This is a genomic window from Paenibacillus sp. FSL L8-0340, assembly GCF_038593145.1.
Taxonomy (GTDB): domain Bacteria; phylum Bacillota; class Bacilli; order Paenibacillales; family Paenibacillaceae; genus Paenibacillus_AQ.
In genome coordinates this window covers 1,677,626-1,696,594 of sequence record NZ_CP151967.1, presented here as the reverse complement: position 1 = coordinate 1,696,594, position 18,969 = coordinate 1,677,626, and the positions used below count along the sequence as shown (strand labels likewise).

At 45.1% G+C, this 18,969-nt stretch carries 14 protein-coding genes; 3 read left to right on the top strand and 11 right to left on the bottom strand.

All coding sequences use genetic code 11. The features are described from left to right. Nucleotides 1–41 precede the first annotated feature (41 nt). The 9 genes from NST07_RS07775 to NST07_RS07735 all read right to left on the bottom strand — a co-directional run bounded on the left by NST07_RS07775 (nucleotide 42) and on the right by NST07_RS07735 (nucleotide 12,232). On the bottom strand, nucleotides 42–440 hold the full coding sequence (locus NST07_RS07775; RefSeq protein WP_341090906.1) for a hypothetical protein: 399 nt from the start codon (nucleotides 438–440) through the stop codon (nucleotides 42–44). Between the two features lie 578 nt (nucleotides 441–1,018). Further along, nucleotides 1,019–1,726: a DNA alkylation repair protein gene (locus NST07_RS07770; protein WP_341090900.1), complete on the bottom strand. Its 708-nt coding sequence runs from the start codon at nucleotides 1,724–1,726 to the stop codon at nucleotides 1,019–1,021. Nucleotides 1,727–1,830: 104 nt separating this feature from the next. Continuing rightward, nucleotides 1,831–2,805 (bottom strand): glycosyl hydrolase, encoded by a 975-nt coding sequence (locus NST07_RS07765; protein WP_341377708.1) that lies wholly within the window; start codon nucleotides 2,803–2,805, stop codon nucleotides 1,831–1,833. A gap of 47 nt (nucleotides 2,806–2,852) precedes the next feature. Beyond that, entirely contained in the window at nucleotides 2,853–4,562 is a 1,710-nt protein-coding gene (locus NST07_RS07760) for an extracellular solute-binding protein (protein ID WP_342481329.1), read from the bottom strand. Nucleotides 4,563–4,607: 45 nt separating this feature from the next. Next, the gene (locus NST07_RS07755) at nucleotides 4,608–5,546 is read right to left on the bottom strand and encodes a carbohydrate ABC transporter permease (protein ID WP_341090897.1); all 939 of its coding nucleotides are present in this window, start codon (nucleotides 5,544–5,546) and stop codon (nucleotides 4,608–4,610) included. 14 nt (nucleotides 5,547–5,560) lie between these two features. Further along, nucleotides 5,561–6,517: a sugar ABC transporter permease gene (locus NST07_RS07750; protein WP_341090896.1), complete on the bottom strand. Its 957-nt coding sequence runs from the start codon at nucleotides 6,515–6,517 to the stop codon at nucleotides 5,561–5,563. 84 nt (nucleotides 6,518–6,601) lie between these two features. After that, complete coding sequence (locus tag NST07_RS07745; protein WP_342481328.1) at nucleotides 6,602–8,152, bottom strand: response regulator transcription factor; 1,551 nt, start codon at nucleotides 8,150–8,152, stop codon at nucleotides 6,602–6,604. Further along, nucleotides 8,145–9,929: a sensor histidine kinase gene (locus NST07_RS07740; protein WP_341090893.1), complete on the bottom strand. Its 1,785-nt coding sequence runs from the start codon at nucleotides 9,927–9,929 to the stop codon at nucleotides 8,145–8,147. The genes NST07_RS07745 and NST07_RS07740 overlap by 8 nt, the downstream gene beginning before the upstream one ends. 119 nt (nucleotides 9,930–10,048) lie before the next feature. After that, the gene (locus tag NST07_RS07735) at nucleotides 10,049–12,232 is read right to left on the bottom strand and encodes an alpha-galactosidase (RefSeq protein ID WP_341377704.1); all 2,184 of its coding nucleotides are present in this window, start codon (nucleotides 12,230–12,232) and stop codon (nucleotides 10,049–10,051) included. A 178-nt stretch (nucleotides 12,233–12,410) separates the two neighbouring features. Between NST07_RS07735 and NST07_RS07730 the strand changes: the two genes are divergently transcribed. Both NST07_RS07730 and NST07_RS07725 read left to right on the top strand, forming a co-directional pair. After that, complete coding sequence (locus NST07_RS07730) at nucleotides 12,411–13,307, top strand: AraC family transcriptional regulator (protein ID WP_341377703.1); 897 nt, start codon at nucleotides 12,411–12,413, stop codon at nucleotides 13,305–13,307. 623 nt (nucleotides 13,308–13,930) lie between these two features. Continuing rightward, a complete protein-coding gene (locus NST07_RS07725) occupies nucleotides 13,931–15,550 on the top strand; it encodes a stalk domain-containing protein (RefSeq protein ID WP_341377702.1) in 1,620 nt (539 codons plus the stop codon). Between the two features lie 104 nt (nucleotides 15,551–15,654). Here NST07_RS07725 and NST07_RS07720 read toward each other — a convergent pair whose 3' ends face one another. Beyond that, entirely contained in the window at nucleotides 15,655–16,758 is a 1,104-nt protein-coding gene (locus NST07_RS07720) for a hypothetical protein (RefSeq protein ID WP_341377701.1), read from the bottom strand. 535 nt (nucleotides 16,759–17,293) lie between these two features. Here NST07_RS07720 and NST07_RS07715 point away from each other — a divergent pair. After that, a complete protein-coding gene (locus tag NST07_RS07715) occupies nucleotides 17,294–17,665 on the top strand; it encodes an alpha/beta hydrolase (RefSeq protein ID WP_341090884.1) in 372 nt (123 codons plus the stop codon). 177 nt (nucleotides 17,666–17,842) lie between these two features. Here NST07_RS07715 and NST07_RS07710 read toward each other — a convergent pair whose 3' ends face one another. Continuing rightward, nucleotides 17,843–18,964: a hypothetical protein gene (locus NST07_RS07710; protein ID WP_341090883.1), complete on the bottom strand. Its 1,122-nt coding sequence runs from the start codon at nucleotides 18,962–18,964 to the stop codon at nucleotides 17,843–17,845. Nucleotides 18,965–18,969: the final 5 nt, after the last annotated feature.

Here is an 18,969-nt window from a genome sequence, read left to right as displayed (position 1 = left end):
CCGTGCGCGCTGGTTCATTTTTTGTATCCGATAAAATAAAATCAGCTATCATACATCATGGAGCAGATGATAGAACGTTGAAGATCTAATTCTCTTTTTACAATCTTATAAACTTCTTCCAGCGATGAGGCAAACACTAAATCTTCTTGAGCGAAATAAGCTAGTGTTACTGCTATACTCTCTTCATACGTTATAAAATAAGGACTATCCTTACTTTGCAGGGTCTCTCGTGCCATTTCAATTAAGTCTATGTAATCAGCATATAGGCGCTCTCGGATGGATACTGCATCTGCACTTAAGGGACTCCAAGAATAAGCTCCTCCTTCAACAACTGCAGTTGAACCTTCAAGAAAAGTTAATCCCGAATATTTGTTAATAAGTTCTGCATAACGTTTTTCAATCCCCAAATATGTCTGTACAAGGATGCTCACAGTGCTCAAACAAACTTGCCTCCTATCTTAATAATTAATATGAAGACAAGATTATATTTCTTTTTTCAAAAATGATCTCAAGAGCTTCATTTTAGCTGACTCAAGTATATATGTATTTAAAGTTTCTGTACATATATATGAATATTTTAATATTTGAAAAATAAGCTTTTTTTCAAGCAAGGGGGTTTATGTCGGACAGTCCACGGACTTCTGCATGCCTATGACCATATAAGCTCAAAACCCGTATTCACCGTCCATACCGGATCACGTGAATTCGGCTCCCTGCTGAAGACCGGCGGCATGCTGCTTATTCAATCCGGCGGTAAGCTGCATGGGATTAAGCTACCCGTCTCACTGAAATAGCCGGAGAACAAGATGGTTCAGGCAGCATGTGCCGCGGACACGTCGATTGAACGGCCATTCCTAAACAATAATATCGTGAGCATATTGAGGCGGCCGCTTTGGCCGCTTTTTTGTGAACAATGCTGAACAAAAAAAGCAACTCATCCGCAGACAAGTCGCTTTTTAACGTTCTATTGTTTTAAGGATACTGCTTTGTCCCGGAACGGTTTAAGTTTTGTCAACGGTCAGCATCTTACATGCTTACGTTTAAATCCAACCCGGCCTTTGCCGACTGCCTGTTGAATATTTTCATAAGCGTAAATAAATTTGCTTTTGGCCTTATCCTTATTGACTTCTACCGGGCCTACGGCCCTTGCGGTCTCACACACCTGATCATGAAGCGGCAGATAGGATACCGCCACGGTGTATAAAAAGTTGTTCATCGCGTATTTGGTGCGTTCCGGCGATTCATGAATCGTTTTTTTCACAAGCTCAAGCATACCGGCAATTTTGCTTTCGGAAAATTCATCGTCCGGCCGGTTGCCGAGCAGCCAGCAGTAACAGTTCCAGCCCCCTGACATTCTCAGCTCCTCACCGCTCGCGATCCATTTATCGGCAACCTCTTGCGCAATATCCGCTTCTGCCAAAGTTACTGCAACTACAAAATCAGACAACATATAAAAATAAGCCGCATCCATCCACCGGTCATAATCGGCTTCTGTCATTGCATTGGGGTCGGCAATAATGCCGGCAAAATACATGGCGTCGTAATTCCCTGTCGCGTATAGCTGCTCAGCCAGCGGCTGATTTATTTTGGTTTTCTTAAAGATAGGCTTCATAGCTCCGGTGGCCACGCCAAAAAGCGGTTCCTGCGCGCCATTCGAGCTGTATATTTTCTTGGTTCGTTCCTTGCCGAGCGCCTCAAGCTCCTGCATGACCATCTCTGCATTCATTGTTTAACACTTCCTTTTTTACTGGATACAGAAAGTGTACTTCACAGATTCCTCTATCGCAAGCTTGTCCCTAGTAGAATGGGTTGGACAATTTTTCATTTCCCTTAATAAAGTCGGGGCAGCTTGTCTAAAGTAACTGCATAGGGATGGTCATAAGCACGCCGAAGCTCCTCTTTCGTTGTCCATTCCTCGGAAGCGCCGAAATCATTGGACCATGTCATATACCAAACCCACGGAATACGTGTCTCAGACAGCATAGGGAGGCTCGGGACCACACCGATCTCCCCCAGTGCTGTGAGCTTATTGGCCGGTGTAATTGCCGTCAGCTCCATGTATTCTTTATCTAAGTCAGTATGGGTATGCTTTGGAGGATACACATCCAGTGAGATCACATCGCAGACGTCGTCGCCGACATAGCCTTCCGGATTAGGGGAATTCCAGACCCATATTAAGTTGTTCAAGCCATGATAAACCGTATACCGCTCATACATCATACGATACAGCTGTTTGGCAACTTCCGGCCCTTTGGCTCCCCACCAGAACCAGTCACCTTCAGATTCGTGGAATGGACGCCACAAAATCGGGATAGATTTCTCGCAAAAAGGTTTAAGCAATTCTGCCATATGATCCATGTCGGCAATTAGCCTCTTGTGCTCTTCCGTTCCTCCTATAATTGCCCGGGAGGCATCAAAAGTGGTGTGCTCACTATAGAATCCTTTGTCCCGGCTGCCGAACGGTGAGAACCAGTGCCAGGTAAATGTAATTAGCCCCCGCATGTATAGCGCCCAGTCCCATGCATTGTCTAACGTATTTTTATTTTCCTCTACCTCTATTAAACAAGCTTCACTGGCATCGCCGTAGTTGATGTTAGGGGAATACGCGAGAAGCTCGAAGCCGCATAAGGCAGGGAGTTTGCCGGTCACCTCTTCGATATATCGCAGTTCCTTCTGTACGGTGGTTTGTGTATGCTGCCCGGTAATCATCCCCTTGCCGGACAGTTCGCTTAAATAACGAAGAACGGCCTTTACCTCATTACTCGCTTTATCATTGCAGGGTGCCGGATTAATACGTTTGTTCATTGATTGATACTCCTATCTGTGAAAACGTCCCGATTTATTAAAATGAATTAGTTAGTGGACCACAGCTTAATCCGGTCTTGGATATGCTTGGTATAGGCTTCTTCCATTTCTTTAACTCCAGCCTTATCCAGGTCTGCCATATAGGCGTCCCAAATCTTATCGAATTCCCCCGGCTTGGACATAACCGCTTCCGGAATGCGTTTCCAAGTAATATCCTTCATTTTAGCTCCTAGTATAACAGCAGGATCATCGTTAGCCAGCGGCATGGTGTAAGCTGCACCGTAAGCTCTTGGCTGGAATTCCTCTTCCTTTGGGAAAAGATCTTTCCAATGCTCCGCCTTGTAAGCCTTTAGAGTTTCCTTTTCAGGTTCGCTATAAGTTGTGGTCAACATTTCCGGATAATTACGTGTGAAATAGTTACCGGTTGAATCCTTAACTCCATCCCCGTAATGAACCATCATGTTCCAGTAAAGTCCAACACCGGATTCTTTTTGGAAACTCGCATTGTCTGTGTCCATCCGTTTCTGTACAGCCGGAATAACCACCCGTTTGCCAGCTTCAACCGTGTAATGCTTTCCTTCAATACCCCAGTTATTCAGGATTTGTCCCTCTTCTGATGCCAGAAAGTCTAGGAACTGAATCGCACGTACCGGGTCCTTACACTTGCTGGAAATCGAGATTCCGTAACCTCCGTCAAAACCGGCAGACCAGAAACTGGTATCCTTGTACTCATTACTCATCGTAACCGGATAATGACCGTAAGTCTGATCGAATTTCCCTGCAGACTTTAGCGCATTCTGTGCGTCACCATAATCCCATTCCGGATCAGCCAAGCCGAGAACACGGCCCGAAGCCACTTTAGCCTTAAACTGGTCGGTCTTTTGCACGAAGCTTTCCGGATCAAGCAGCCCGATGTCGTTCATGTGGTTCAACCAGCGAAAATATTCTTTCTCTTCCGGACGGCGGAAATGATAAGTTGCCTGATGCGTTTCTTGATCAATGTAATATTCGCCGTCATCCGGTCCTCCGGTTGTCTGGAATCCCGAGTTGGTGACCTGGTACATATGCCAGTCGTCCCCATTCAGCGAAAGCCCGATATTTTTGTTGCCGTTTTCGTCCTTCGGATGCTTGGTGATATAATCCTGGATAACTTTTTCGAAATCCTTTACCGTACGTATTTCAGGATATCCAGCCTCCTTGACGACACGGTGTTGGAGTTCAAAGCCCCCGTCGGCTTTAATTTTCTTCTCATCAACGGAGGACCAGGTTGGAATAGCATAAATCGCTTGATCGTCCAAATTGTACTTTGTGCGGACAATCTTGTCTCCCAGCATTTTTTTGATGTTAGGAGCATGCTCCTCAATCAAATCTGTAAGATCGAGAATAGCACCAGCGTCGACAAGTTTGCCGACATCCGCCTTTGCCGCTATCAAATCAGGATAGTTGCCTGTCGCGGCAATCAGTGAAATCTTTTGTACCGGGTCACCGACGGCAAACTCGGCATCCAGGGTTACACCGGTTTTTTCAGCAATAATCTTACCGACTTCATCCTTCATGTTATTCCAGTTCGTGCTGGAGTCCTCCGAAAAATAAGTAAGCGTAATCGGCTTCGAATTTGTCCCGGACGTAGACCCTCCTTCTGCATTGTTTCCCTCTCCGGCAGCCGAATTGTTATTTCCACTACAACCTCCAAGTGTCGACGCTAAAGTCAGCGCCAGTATGGAAGACATGACCATCCGTTTTTTTTCCATCTTCATGAAGCTCCCCCCAAAATAATGAATTAGTTAATAATTTGGATCGTTTTAACTCTTTACTGCGCCGAGCGTCATCCCTTTGACAAAGTATTTTTGCAAAAAAGGATAAACGATAAGAATCGGCACCGTAACAATAATAGTGATTGCCATTTTAACGGATTCCGGCGAAATTTGTGACATGCGCTCAGCCATATTAGCGGCATCTTGAGAATTGTTTGCACTTGTTGTAGTACTTTGCAAAATTTTCATTAGCTCATATTGCAGAGTTGTCAAAGCTTCGTTAGACCCGTTAAAAAGATAAGTATCGAACCATGAATTCCATTGCCCCACCGCCAAGAACAGAGCCACAGTAGCTAATGCGGGTTTGCAAAGAGGAAGAATAACGCGCCAGTATATAGTGAAATCATTGGCGCCGTCCAGCTTAGCTGATTCTTGCAGCGCATAAGGCAGACCGTCTATAAAGGAACGGATAACGAAGACATTAAATGCACTTACAAGACCTGGCAGAATGTAGACAGCAAACGTATCAATCAAGTGCAGATCCCTCATCAGGATAAAACCCGGAATCAAGCCCCCGGTGACATACATAGTGACAGCAAGAAAAATCGAAATAAATCTTCTCGCCTGAAAATCACTCCTCGCAAGCGTGTAAGCCAGCATAGAACCGCTGATCAAGCCTGCTATGGTACCAATGACGGTCCGCAGTAAGGAAATTTTGAACCCGGTAATCAGGCTTCCATAAGTGAAAATCAGGCTATAGTTATCCAACGTGAATTGCCTTGGCCAGATGGTGATTCCTCCTCTAACGGTATCTACTGAATCGTTAAAGGATATGGCCAGTACGTTTAAGAATGGATAGATCGTCAGAATGGTTACGACAATCATTGAAAGATAAACGATTACTTCAAGAATCCGATCTTGTGGCGCTTTCGCCTGAAGGCTCTGTTTTACCCGGCCGACCGGCGCATTGCTATTAACAACCCCCATGTCACCCTTCCTCCTTACATAATACTTTCATTTGTAAAGCGCTTAAAAATTCCGTTAGCCGCAAACAATAGGATTAGGCTTATCAACGAATTGAAGATATTGATAGCCGTTCCGAAGGAGTATCGTCCCATAGCCAGACCATAATTAAGCGCATACAAATCAAGCACTTCAGAGTAATCAATGACCAGGTGATTCCCTAGCAGAAATTGTTTCTCAAAGCCTGTGCCTAGCAGATGACCAATGGACATAATCAAAAGGACGATCATTGTCGGCCGGATACCCGGCAACGTAATATGCCATATTTGTCTCAATCGGCTCGCGCCGTCCACCCGTGCAGCTTCATACAATTCAGGCCCAATACCGGATATAGCAGCCAAGTAAATAATGGCGTTCCAGCCTGTTTCCTTCCAAATATCCGCACCGGTTACAATCCCCCAAAATAAGTGACCTTTTGCCATAAACTGAATCGGCTGGTCAATGAGGTTCAGGCCAAGGAGGATATCATTCACTACTCCGCCGTCCGTCGAGAGCATTTTTGCGACGATCCCTGCAGCAACCACCCAGGAAACAAAGTGTGGAAGATAAGATACGGTCTGGACAAACCGTTTCAAAGCCTGAACACGGACCTCATTTAGGAGCAGAGCAAAGACGACCGGTACGATGAAACCGGCGATCAATCCCATAAAACTCATAGCCAGCGTGTTACGCAGCACTTGGTAGAAGTGGTCATCCCTGAACAAGGTGCGGAAATGCTCCAAGCCCACCCATTTCTGTTCAAAAAAACTTAATCCAGGTTTATATTTCTGGAAGGCCATGGTCCAGCCCCATAAGGGTAAATACTGGAACACAAAGACCCAAAGAACGAAGGGTATAGACATGTAGTACAGATACTTCTGATTTTTAAACTCCTTCCAGGCACTCTTTTTTCTCTTTTTGTATGCGTTTTCCGCATTTACTGTTATCGTTTTCATAGTTCCTCCCCTCTCTTGAATCCATAATAAATCAGAAGGGAGGCATGGCCCATACTAAGAATTTCGGGGAAAATCATCCACTAATTATGGATTTTTATAATCCGACGGAGAACGGCCCTCGTATTTTTTGAATTTGCTGTGAAAGTAATTAACATTCGTGTAACCGACATGTTCGGCCACTTCGTATACCTTCATTCCTTGGCCCAGCAGCTCTTTTGCTTTTTGGATGCGGACCTTGTCCAGATAAGTGTTAAAGTACTCCCCGGTTACGTTCCTGAACAGCTGTCCTAAATAAGGGGTGCTATAGTTTAGCAGTCCGGCAAGCGATGACAGCCTTATGTCTTCTCCATAATGTCTCTGAATGAAGTCGAGCATTTTCTTAATTTCCTGATCCTTGCCTTTAGGCTCGAAGTCCTCTGCAAACTCTGACAAGAAACAGTGGATCTCTTCCAAGAGATCCTGCAGATGATCATGCTGGTATATCCCGTTTAAAAATCGTGAGACTGTCTCTGTTTCCTTTAGTTCGATCCGGGAGGCAGCGGCCAGTTTATGAATGATCGCGTTGGAAAGAAAAAAGAAGGATTGTTTAACAGACTTCTCATCTTGTCCCTGCTTGAGAAAAAATGCTGCAGCCTCGTTTAACAGCTGCAGTACCATTGTCTTGTTTCCTGCATCCAGGCAATAATACAAGCGGAATATTAAATCCTCTATCCTCTCTTCATAGTTGTCATCGGGCAGCCGAGACAATACCGGCGAAGACAAATAAGAAATATCCGGCTCCAGAAGACTATCCTTAGTGCTGAAAAAAGCTTGTTTTACCGCTTCCTGGGCTTTTAAATAAGAGCTGCTAATATGTTCCGGTTCGGTAACAGCCCCCCCGGTTGCAGCGGCGAATCGGGTATCGCCTGCGATGCTCCGAATCTCACCGTACAGATTATCGCGCCGTTGTCTTCCGTGCAGCGGCACGTTGAGCAGTAGAATGACATAGGGGGAGATAAAGGTCACAATCCCCCTACTCCGTCCCTCTATCCCTTGTTTCAGTCCAACCGAAAGCCGGTTTAATTCTTCAGAACGCTCCGCATCGGAAACCCGCGGATAGATGACCGCTACTTCGTAACTGCCCCACAACAAATCCGCTTGTTTTGTCTTACTTCTCAGCTTTGCCGGATCTCCCGTCTTCTCCTGAGGAACGAGTAGACTCTGCAGATACAAATCCCGGTTCACAACCTCTGTCTGACGCCCTTCGTTCGAAAGGGATTCCTTTTCGATCTGCTCGCGAACCAGTTTCAAGCTAGCCGACATTTCGCTGATGTTTACTGGTTTAAGGAGATAACCAGCGACCCCATACTTGATCGCTTGTTTGGCGTACTCGAAATCGGCATATCCGCTGAGAATAATAACATGCAAATGTTTACCGGCCGTTCTCAAGTGCTGAATCAATTGTAAGCCGTCCATAACGGGCATACGGATATCTGCAAGTACGACCTCAGGGCTTTCTTCCTCGATGATTTTCAATGCTTCTTTACCATTGCCTGCTGTAGCTATAACTGTAAAACCGAGACTCTCCCACGGAATTAGCGTTCGAAGTCCTTGCCGAAGCTTCGGTTCATCGTCCACGATCACTACCTTAATCATTGGATGCACCTCCAGGAATGAAAAACGTGATGTAAGTACCTTTCCCGGGCTCGCTTTCGATACACAAGGCACTGGATGCCCCGTACAGCATGACGAGCCGATCGTTTACATTTCTAATACCGATCCGCTTGCTCTCCTGTTCATGTACGGATACGGCAAGTTCCGCCCGAATACTAGCGAGACGTTCTGCCGGGAAGCCTGCGCCGTTGTCCCATACCTTAACTCGAACTCCCTTCGGGATTCTCTTCACTTCAACTTTAATGACAGCTCCTTCTTCGCGGTTATCAAGACCATGAACGATGGAATTTTCCACTAAAGGCTGAATAATCAACGGAGGGATGGGCATCTCCTCCAAATCAGGATCAACCGTCAAGCTATATTTCAACCGGTCTTCATAGCGGAACTTTTGCATACCCAGATAACAGCGCACACGCTCAAGTTCTTCCCGAAGCGGAATGTTGCCGTTACCAGCCTCCAGACTGCTGCGCAATAGCGTGCTCAGAAGCCACACGGCCTCTGCAATATCATCCTGCTTGCGAATGTGAGCCTCCATTCGTATGGATTCTAAAGAGTTGAAGAGAAAATGCGGATTAATCTGGCTTGCCAGCATTTTGAACTTAATTTCGTTTTGTCTTTGCTCTACAAGATTTTTCTGATGATTCGTTTCTTGGACTTCTTGGACCAGATCATGCACGCTTCTAACGAGCGCATTAAATTGCTTGGACAACAAGCCAACTTCATCTTTACCGTCAATATGGAGATACGTTTCCCAAGATCCCAGTCCCACTTTGGACATATGTTTGCTTAGGCGAAGCAGCCTTCCGGATAATAGCGAAGCCGAAGCATAGATTAGTAATACTGCAAACACCAGGCTGACCGTTATCACAACTACGCCGAGCCGGATCACTTGATTGGCATCACGGGTAATCTCGGAAACGGAAAAAACAGAAATGATCCGAAGTCCATTCCAGCTATTCTCCGGATTGAGATTTGCGATAACCACTTTGGAAGCTTTGCCGCCCACAACCGTGTTATAACTTCCTTCCTGACGCGAAAGAATCTTTTCTTCCCCATCAATTTCTGACAGGTTCTTCCCGAAAAACTCCGCTTCGTTGGATCCGACGACCCGATTCCGGTTATCCACGATAAGCGTAGTGAACGACTCCTGGTCCAGAATCGAACTTAATTGCTGTTTATCTACATTAATGACCAGAACACCTTTTTGCTCTATTGAATCCACAGGGAATGAACGTATGAGACTAAGCTGCTCGGTATCGTTACGTTCATCCTTGATTAGGTTCCAACCGGCAAGTCCTTTCTGGTCTATGGCCTCCTTGTACCAAGCTTCAGCTGTAATGGTAGTGTCCGGCTGGATAAATTCCCAGTTGTTGAGTGCTTCCGGATTAACGACATATACGCGAATGCCCGATATCTCCTTGTACAATTGGATGTAGTCGCGAATATCCGTATATTCCCGGTATGCCTGAATAACCTCTGTGTAACTTTCATATTTTTTGGCGGCCACCCTCTTCATCCGGTTATCAATGGTTAACCGGTAGGAAATGTCCAGCGGTACCTTAATCAGCTCTTCCGTACGTTTTCTGACGCGCTCCACATTGTCAGATACCTGCGAAGAGGCGTCATTAATGACAATCTCCCGAAGCTTCCCGGTCAAAAACAAGCTGGATAACACTAACGGAAGAACAGCTGCTGAAATGAATGTAAGCGCCAGTTTCTTCTTCATTTTCATGTCATTCATCATTCGGATAAAATTCATAGAATCATCCTCCCGGGCCAATACGGCCACTGCACGCAAAATGCCCCTTTTCACACAAAAAGGGGCAGAGATTTATTTGATGTATTGTTACTCTTTCGGATAGTGAAAGCGCCTTTACATCAAGCTTTGTCAGGACTTACAGCTCGGACACGGAACCATCCGCTTTCATGATCCTTTTGTTCATAGGGAAGGGACAGTCCCAACTGCATTAACCTATCTCCCCCAAGGATAGACTGTTCTCCGCTGTATCCCGGCTGAATCTCGTATGCAAGTTCAGGATGAAGTCCGGCTAGACGCAAAAATCTCTGGGGCGCGTTTGGCACGGCCATCACTTGAAAATAGTAGACCAGCGCCTCCTCTTTATTCTCGGAAACAAACATCCAAGCAGACTCATTTCCTTCGAAAGGGCTCTTCAAACGGTACAAATCACCCCTCTGTACTAATCCGCGAATCTCCTTGTAGGTTACGATTTGGCGTTTGACCGTCTCTTTGTCCTCTTCAGAGAATTTCGTAAGATCAAGCTCATAACCAAAGTTTCCAGACATCGCGACATCGCCCCGGAAATCAAGGGGTGTCACCCTGCCAACTTGATGGTTCGGCACGGCCGACACATGTGCTCCGATTGCGCTTACGGGGTAAACCAGGCTGGTGCCGTATTGAATCTTCAGCCGTTCCACGGCGTCAGTATTATCACTGGTCCAGGTTTGCGGCATGTAATAAAGCATGCCTGGATCAAACCGGCCGCCTCCGCTGGAGCAACTCTCGAAAAGAATATGCGGGAATGCGGTAGTAATGCGCTCTAACAGCTCGTACAATCCCAGAACATAACGATGGGCAGTCTCGGATTGACGTTCCGGCGGCAGATCAGCCGAACCTATTTCTGTTAAGCAGCGGTTCATATCCCACTTCACATAAGAGACCGGCACACTGGAAAAAATAGCGGACAGCGAGTCATAGATATAATCGCGCACTTCTTTGCGGGTATAATCCAGCACTAGCTGCCATCTTGCTTCACTGCGTCTCCGCCCCGGAACATGAAGGCACCAGTCTGGATGCTCCCGGTACAGCACACTGTCCGGCGAGATCATCTCAGGCTCAACCCAGAGCCCGAATTTTAGGCCAAGCTTATTGATGCGTTCCGCAACCTCCTGAAGACCACCTGGGAGCTTCCGGCGATCCTCGTACCAATCACCAAGCGACGAATTGTCAGAATCCCTTTTCCCGAACCAGCCGTCATCCAAAACAAACAGCTCGATCCCCAGCTTGGCTCCCTCTTCCGCTATCGATACCAGCTTATCGCTATTAAAGTCAAAGTAGGTAGCTTCCCAGTTGTTGACTAGAACAGGACGTTCTTCGTCGCGATATTCCCCCCGGCAAAGCCTGGTCCGATACAAACGGTGATACGTGCGGGACATGTCTCCCAGTCCTTGCCCAGAGTAAACCATAACTGTTTCCGGGGTCTGGAAGCACTCCCCTGGACTGAGCAACCACGCAAAATCAAAGGAATTTATCCCGATGCTAAACCGCGTAGAGCCAAACGAGTCCACTTCCGCATCTGCTTCAAAGCCACCGCTATAGACAAGGCTAAAACCGAAAGCCTCACCGTGATGCTCCGTCGTTTCCGGAGTGACCAACGCGGCAAAGGGGTTGAATTGATGGCCGCTCATGCCTCTTTTACTGTCGATGCGGGTCTCCCCTTGATGAAGCGCTTTGCGGGTAATATTACCTTCCCGGGCCCAGGCACCTGAAAGATACGTTATCTCAAAATCGCGTTTGCCCGGAAAATCGACACTGGCACTCAGGGCACGCCGAAGCCGCAACTTTGTGTCCCCCTCATTACTCAGCCGGGCCGAGCGAATGATGACGTCACGATCTGCGAAGATGCTATAACTAAGCACAACTTTAAGCCCTGAATAAGTATCAGTTAAGTCCAGTTCCAGCGTATCTGCTTCCGTTTCTTCCTCGGTATAAACGGCCGGTAGCCCGGCTAGGGCAGGCTTTCCCTTAGTCATCCGGTAACCTTCATATTTCAGCTCAGTGATGCGTGTTCCATCCTCAAGTTCAACCTGGTACGCCGGATTCCGGAAGTCCCCGCTCCCATATTGCGGGTATTCTTGCGGCAACCGGTCTATTCCAGCCTTCTTCGGGGTAGCAATTAGCAGATCGGACATGGGTTCCCGGTGTTTCAGTCTGCTCCCCCAATATACATGTACAGGGTGACCATCTACTATCTGTAAAATGTAGCTCATGCCGGACGACTGCAGATGAAATAGCCCTGCTTGCTCTTGTACGATTATGCCCATAACAAAATATCCCTTCCTTCCAGTAAATACTGTCTACATGGTTTAATACTTGATAAGTCCATGCATTAGAACAGGCAGTTCTATAGAAATAATATATTAAACTCAGATATAGAGTACATGGCATGGTACTCACTAAATATGTTATGATACTAGATATTTTATATTAAGGAGATTTATTATGATTGAGTATCTGCCACGTAGTAAACAGCATACAGAATTACAACTCAACCAATTCGGCATTGAGGATTGTATACCGGGTCATTTTTTTGGGCCAGCTGTGAGGAGTCACTATTTACTCCATTATGTTTTGAGCGGGGAAGGATTCTTTGAAGTGGGTGGAATTAAATACCGGTTGCGGAAGGGACAGGGGTTTTTAATTTTTCCCGATGTATTCACTTATTATCAAGCTGATACAGCAAATCCTTGGTCCTATTGCTGGGTTGGGTTTAACGGGACATCGGCGGAACTGCTCCTCAAGCAAGCAGGGCTGACAAAGGATTCCCCTATCTTCCGCTACGACAGAGATGATATGATTTACCAGTACTTGCAGTTGATGAACGAGTCGCGGGGATTCCGTAAAGCCCGGGAAACCAGACTGACGGGGCTGCTTTATTTATTGTTATCGCTGCTCGTGGAGTTCAGTCCGGCTACATCCCCTGAATTAAAAGAAACCCGTGCCGAGATTTACGTTGAAAAGGTAAAGGATTTTATCGAGATGAATTATCCTGAAAAAATAACCATTTCGGACATTGCCCAATTTATCGGACTCAATAGAAGCTATTTATGCTCGCTATTCAATCAGCGGATGCATATAAGCATCCAGGATTATTTGATTCGCTATAGAATCAATAGAGCATGTGAGATCATGGGAAACGCGGAACTTTCAATCGCTGACATTTCCCGGTCCGTAGGCTATAGCGATGCTTTGCTATTCTCAAAAATGTTCAAAAAGCTAAAGGGCTCCTCTCCTAAACATTACCGGGCGGAAGTTCTTGCCCTATCCCAGGACGATTCCCCAAAGCAAATTCAGCAAATTGAAGAGGAACATCTTTTTTATAGCGGATTCACACCATGAGAAATAGAAGAAATAGATATGCCGAAGCCAGTAAACTATTCTGTAAAGTTATATAATGTGATTAATTGTAAATTAGGACGGTGTATATTAATGAAAAAGGATCGTTGGGGAATATTTATATGTATAGTAATCATCTTAGAAATTATTGATGTGTTTTATAGTTTAATATTTAAACAATCTATAGAATGGTTTTCTTTAATTATCTTAACTCTCCTTTTATTTTTTATTTTTACTTCTTATAAAACTGGAAAGTGAAAAGTTCTAATCTTTAAGAAGCAAGCGAACCGGCATCAAATTCACTGTTTCCTTATTTGGCTTGGATTATTTTCGTTATGGATAAGTGCGGGTTACAAGCAAACATGCGATAAATAGATTTGCGTAAATAAGCCATGACCGTTAAAGCGGTATCCGTACAAGCGAAGTCTATGATTAGAATATGGCTCATTGAATCACCACTATCTTTTAGATTGTGAATTTATGTTCAAACTTAATACGAACCACAGTATAGCATAAATTATTATTTGATCGAAACATTCATTCCTTATCGTTTCCTTATAATCGCTTGGTATTCTGACAGCAGATCAACAAACAAGACGATTTTATTGATTCGAGGAGGAATACATATGATTACGAAAGCTAGAACGTTAAAGTGTTTAATGGTAGTTGGGATTAGCATTTCCTTAATGCATAATGCGGTTTCTGCCTCGGCAGCGAGCCAATCCCATTTCATATCGAGCCAGACAGATGACTTGCTCCCGCTCAGGCAAGTAGTAGAGAAGCTGGGCATGAAGATGCAGTGGGATAAGGCAACGCGTACGGTCAAGGTTATTAACTGGGCTGGTGGGCTGCAGATTCAACAACAGGCTAACAAATTGGTTGCCAAGCTGAATGGTGAGCCTGTTCAGAACGCTGGCAAGATTGAAATGAAGCAGGGGAAGACGTATATGTCGGAGCAGCTTTTCAATACCATTATGAAGTCGAAGCTGGATTGGGTACCAGAGATGAAAAATTTCCATTTGAGCCAAAGTGATTTAACAATGAGAACTGCAGCTTTTCTGACTAATATGCAACGGGGACAACTGATAGAGGCCCTAGCGTATGCTGATCAGAAGCTCGTTCAGACTTCCATCCCGACTCCTGTTACCATGATGCTTAACCAGCTTGTTGGGGCATCCATCATAGAAATAAATAGGACGAATAATGCTGTGCATCAGGTGGTAACAGCAATTTTAGAGCTGCAGGGCAGCAAGTTTGATGTGGAGATACGCTATAATAACCAGGGATTGATAGATGATATTTATGTCAATATGCATGTTCCAAACAGTTATAAGCTACCAGACTATGCAGATCCCTCTTCTTACACAGAGAAGGCAGTCGTTATTAACGAAGGAAAATATACTGTACCAGGCACTTTGACGATGCCGCAAGGCAAGGGACCTTATCCGGCGGTTGTATTGATTCAAGGCGATGGAGAGTCGGATCAGGATAACACATTTATGGCGGTTAAACCTTTCAAAGATATGGCTGCTGGTCTTGCAAGTCGTGGTATAGCAGTAATAAGAGCTGAGAAGATTACTCGTGAGCATTACGCACAATCCTATTCCACTTATACCGTGCAAGAAGAGTTTGTAGATCCTGCGTTATCAGCGATCAACATCTTGCAGAAAACTGAAGGTATCGATTCGAGTCGAATCTATTTAGCAGGCCACAGCCGTGGTGGGTTGATGGTACCACAGATTGTTGCACAGGCAGAGCCAAACTCTATTGCCGGTGCTTTCATTCTGTCATCACCGAACCCTCAGTTGACGGAAATTGATACTTACTTTGAAGCGAGTGCCGAAGACCAGGTAGAAGCGGATACACTGGCGATCTATCGAGAACAGTTAGGCCTAGTGCTTCAACCAGACTTTGATCCGCATCATGCTGCGGCGTTTCAGTTGACACCAAATGCATACTGGTGGAACAGTTTGAAGAGCTATGTGCCAGGACAGGTGCTGATCAAGCATCCTATTCCGCTTCTTATCCTGCAGGGGGGCAGAGATGCACAGGTTACCTCAACTGAACTGGAACTATGGAAGGAGACGTTGTCAGGTCTTTCAGATACAAGCTATAAGCTCTACCCTGAATTGAATCATGCCTATATCGAAAGTGGCAAGGGTGATCCGATGTATGAATTCCTTGTTCCTGGCAATGTGCCAACATATGTGATTGATGATCTGGAGAGCTGGATCAAGAGTCATTAGGTCAGTAACTGGACAGTGAAAAGTTGTTCTATGAGAACTATTCACTGTCCAGTTACAAAGTAAAGATAAAAGAATTGATTAAATATCACTGCCCAGTGATACTCTTATGAGATGGTAAATTCCGAGATACAAGTGTCGTTATACTTAGAGCCTAGGTTGACTTCTAATATGGTGAACGTAATGCTGGTTGTTGCTTTAACTTTTGGCAGATCCCATACGGATTCCTTCGTGAAATCAACAATGACAGAGGTTCCATCGGAGAAGGTTATTTTTGCTTTACGCACACTGTTGTTCTCCAGATAAGCGGAGACGGATTTACCATACCCCGGAAAAACCTTCAAGCTGCTAACCTCAGTTTTTTGGGGGAAGCTAATCGTAAAGCTTTGTCCTATTCCACTCCCTTTAACCCCTTCGCACCAGCATGTGGCTGTATCCCCATCGATTACTTGATTTGCATTATAAGAGCCGGCCTTCGATTTAGGTAATGTGGATGATGCTGTGATTTTGGAAACCTTAACTTTGTTAGCAAAATGAGAGGATTGCGACCATAAATCCTTGATTTCTGTTGCCTTATAGGTGTGCAAATTCACTTTATATTCGGTTAAGAGAATCCCTCTTACATACACTTCGACATAAGCAATCCAATTTTTATTGCTTTCATTGTCTGCAGCAGGGTAAATGAATTTCACCAGATTGGATTCTTTGCATTTGCAGTATTGGGATACAACAGCTAAGGCATCCCCTGGCTTTGGAACCCGGTTCGCATAAGGATCACGAATGAAGGTCTGCGGCTGAGCAAAAATTTTGTCTATATCCGAAGGAAGTGCTCCCATTTTAAGCACAATAGTGCCAGGTTTGAAATCAATGATGCCCTCTCCTTGCGCAGTCCTTGGATTTTCATGCTGGGTATAGTCCTGGTATTCGTAGGTGAATTTTACGGGTTTCTGTTCATTAACAGCAATAGGTGCCGTTGATTGAAAGGTATAGTTCTCTTCGTCCCAGACTGAATACTCTAAAGATGCTTTGCCCGTATTCTTATCAAATGTAAGATTTATCGTACCGTCGAGATCTTCGACCTCAACCAATGCTTTGTCAACCCATTCACCTCCGTAAGACGAACTCAGTGAACTGGAAGCAGGAGACGCCGCATACAAACTATAGGTAAAAATAGAGTTAACAGCCATAAAGATAAACAAGACATTGATCATTAGTTTTCGAATTGCCATCGCATCCTCGCTTCTTTTCTTATAAATTCTATTGATGAACAAATACTCATTTAATATAGTAGTACATAAAATATAAAAAGTTTGTCGAATGTTAGCGATTTTTAACCCTTCGCCTCAAAAAAAGTCACCAGAAGAAAGATCGGATCCGGAATCACCCGCGACAAGGGAAATGTACTTTTGTTATCTTTTGTTTACATATTGACCAAACTTTAGCCACATGTGCCCGATATAGTGGAAAACAATAACAATCAAAGGGCAAGTATACTTTGCTCCTAAGAGGAGGAATATCCTATTGTCAACCATATCTCGGTCACAAAATGATTCCGGCCATGTGAAGAATGGACAAGGTAATATGCGGGGAACGGGGCGTCTGATACTATCGGATGGACGAAGGCTTAAATGCATTCTCAACACTAACTGTGTTGGAGATGTTGTACCTTTCCTCATTAATAAAAGCGCATTAATTTATCTGAAAGGAAGGTTAAGAAATGAATACAAACATTATAGAACGTGAGTTTTGCTGCACAAGAGACGGGGGAACAACTATGCAGCGTATTGTTTTGATTTCTGCGGTGGCTGTACGCATGGGGAAGGTAGAAGTGACGGAGAAACAACCGATATGACGGTGCAGACTGAATGCGAGGACCTTAAAGCCGTCATGGATTATGTCAAAAGTTTATCCTATGTAGATGCAAGTAAAGTATCGCTTATGGGCTTTAGCCAAGGCGGATTTATTTCGGCGCTCACAGTAGCGCAACGCGCAAATGAAGTCGAAGCGTTAATTCTCCTTTACCCGGCACTCTGCATACCAGATGATGTTCAGGATCATGTGGACAATCAATTAGTCAAAATCCGGGCAGCTTACACATTAAAGGGAACTGATTATTAGGGTGAGAAGTGCCTGTTACATATCGTTAACCAGAGCGTGAACGGGGAATGGTAGCCTACTGTAAATACAGACAGCAAGGCACTCGCTTTGGGGTTTTAATTTCAATAGTTCTCGAAGGAAGCGGTCAGAAGGAAACAACTGAACTATAGACGAATCAGAGTTTCCCTCTCCTTTCAGTTATGAAATATTGCTAGACCGGCTTGCCGCTGGGGCAGCAGATGATTGAAATCCGCTAAATAACCGGTCGAAGCGCCGCATCATTGTCTCAAGCGGACTAATTGAGAAGCGCACAAGCAGCCCACCTGCAATGAGTGTTATCAGTACGACACTTACGACACCAAATGTATAGTCCATACCACTAATTATGAGCACCCAGGCAAGAACAAACTGAGCAGCATATAGAGTTAACGCTACTTGTCCAACTGCGGCAAAAGGTGTAAGTATAGCAGCCCCCTTCTTCGCTATAAGACATGTCAGTCCCAGCACTAGAAGAGAAGTACCCAGCCCAATCAGGAGTTGAAATGTTGACCCGCTCTGCGGACCTGAGGTCAGAAGCATTTGCCACAGGGGCGGTGCTACATTGTGTGGCCAGATTGCATATGGATCTGGCTGAGTAGTGGCGATATTCGTATAATCTAGAAGCCATTTCTCAAAAGAATGGGCCAGCCCAGGAAGCACCCGGTTGGAAAACAGCTTAGAGATGACAAGTAGAATTATGCCGCTGATGATAAGCCACGTTGCATTACGTAGACTATGAAGGTTAAGTCGCCCGATCACCATGCCAGCAACGAAAACCGGAGCGACCCCAAGCGCAGATAATGGACCGCCAGCTATGTCTCCTAGGAAGTAGGCTTCTGACAACACACTGCCACCTAGAATCATCAGTGGAGGTCCAGCCACAAGCAGTACTAATGATATTGTAAAAAGTGTACGCCTAGAGCAACGAACCAACACTAAAGCCAATACGAATAATGTAGCATAGGCAGGTAAAATAACCCCAAAAGGACCATTTAACATAATAAGAAGATAACCAATAAGATCAATGAATATTGCCCGTGCCAGCATCTGTGCCCTGAATGCAGCCATCTCCACTCCTTTTTCAATCATGCGCTGTGTCATGATCGAGTAGGAGATGCCGGAACAAAGTATGAATAATATCATTGTGTTCCCTGAGACAATAGAAGCAATAACATCGTTTGAAGTAAAGTGCTGCAAAAACATTCCTATTACCGCTAGCCCTCGTGCTGCGTCCAGTGCAATTAGACGCCGTGTACCCTGCGAATTTATACGGCTTGACAACTAAA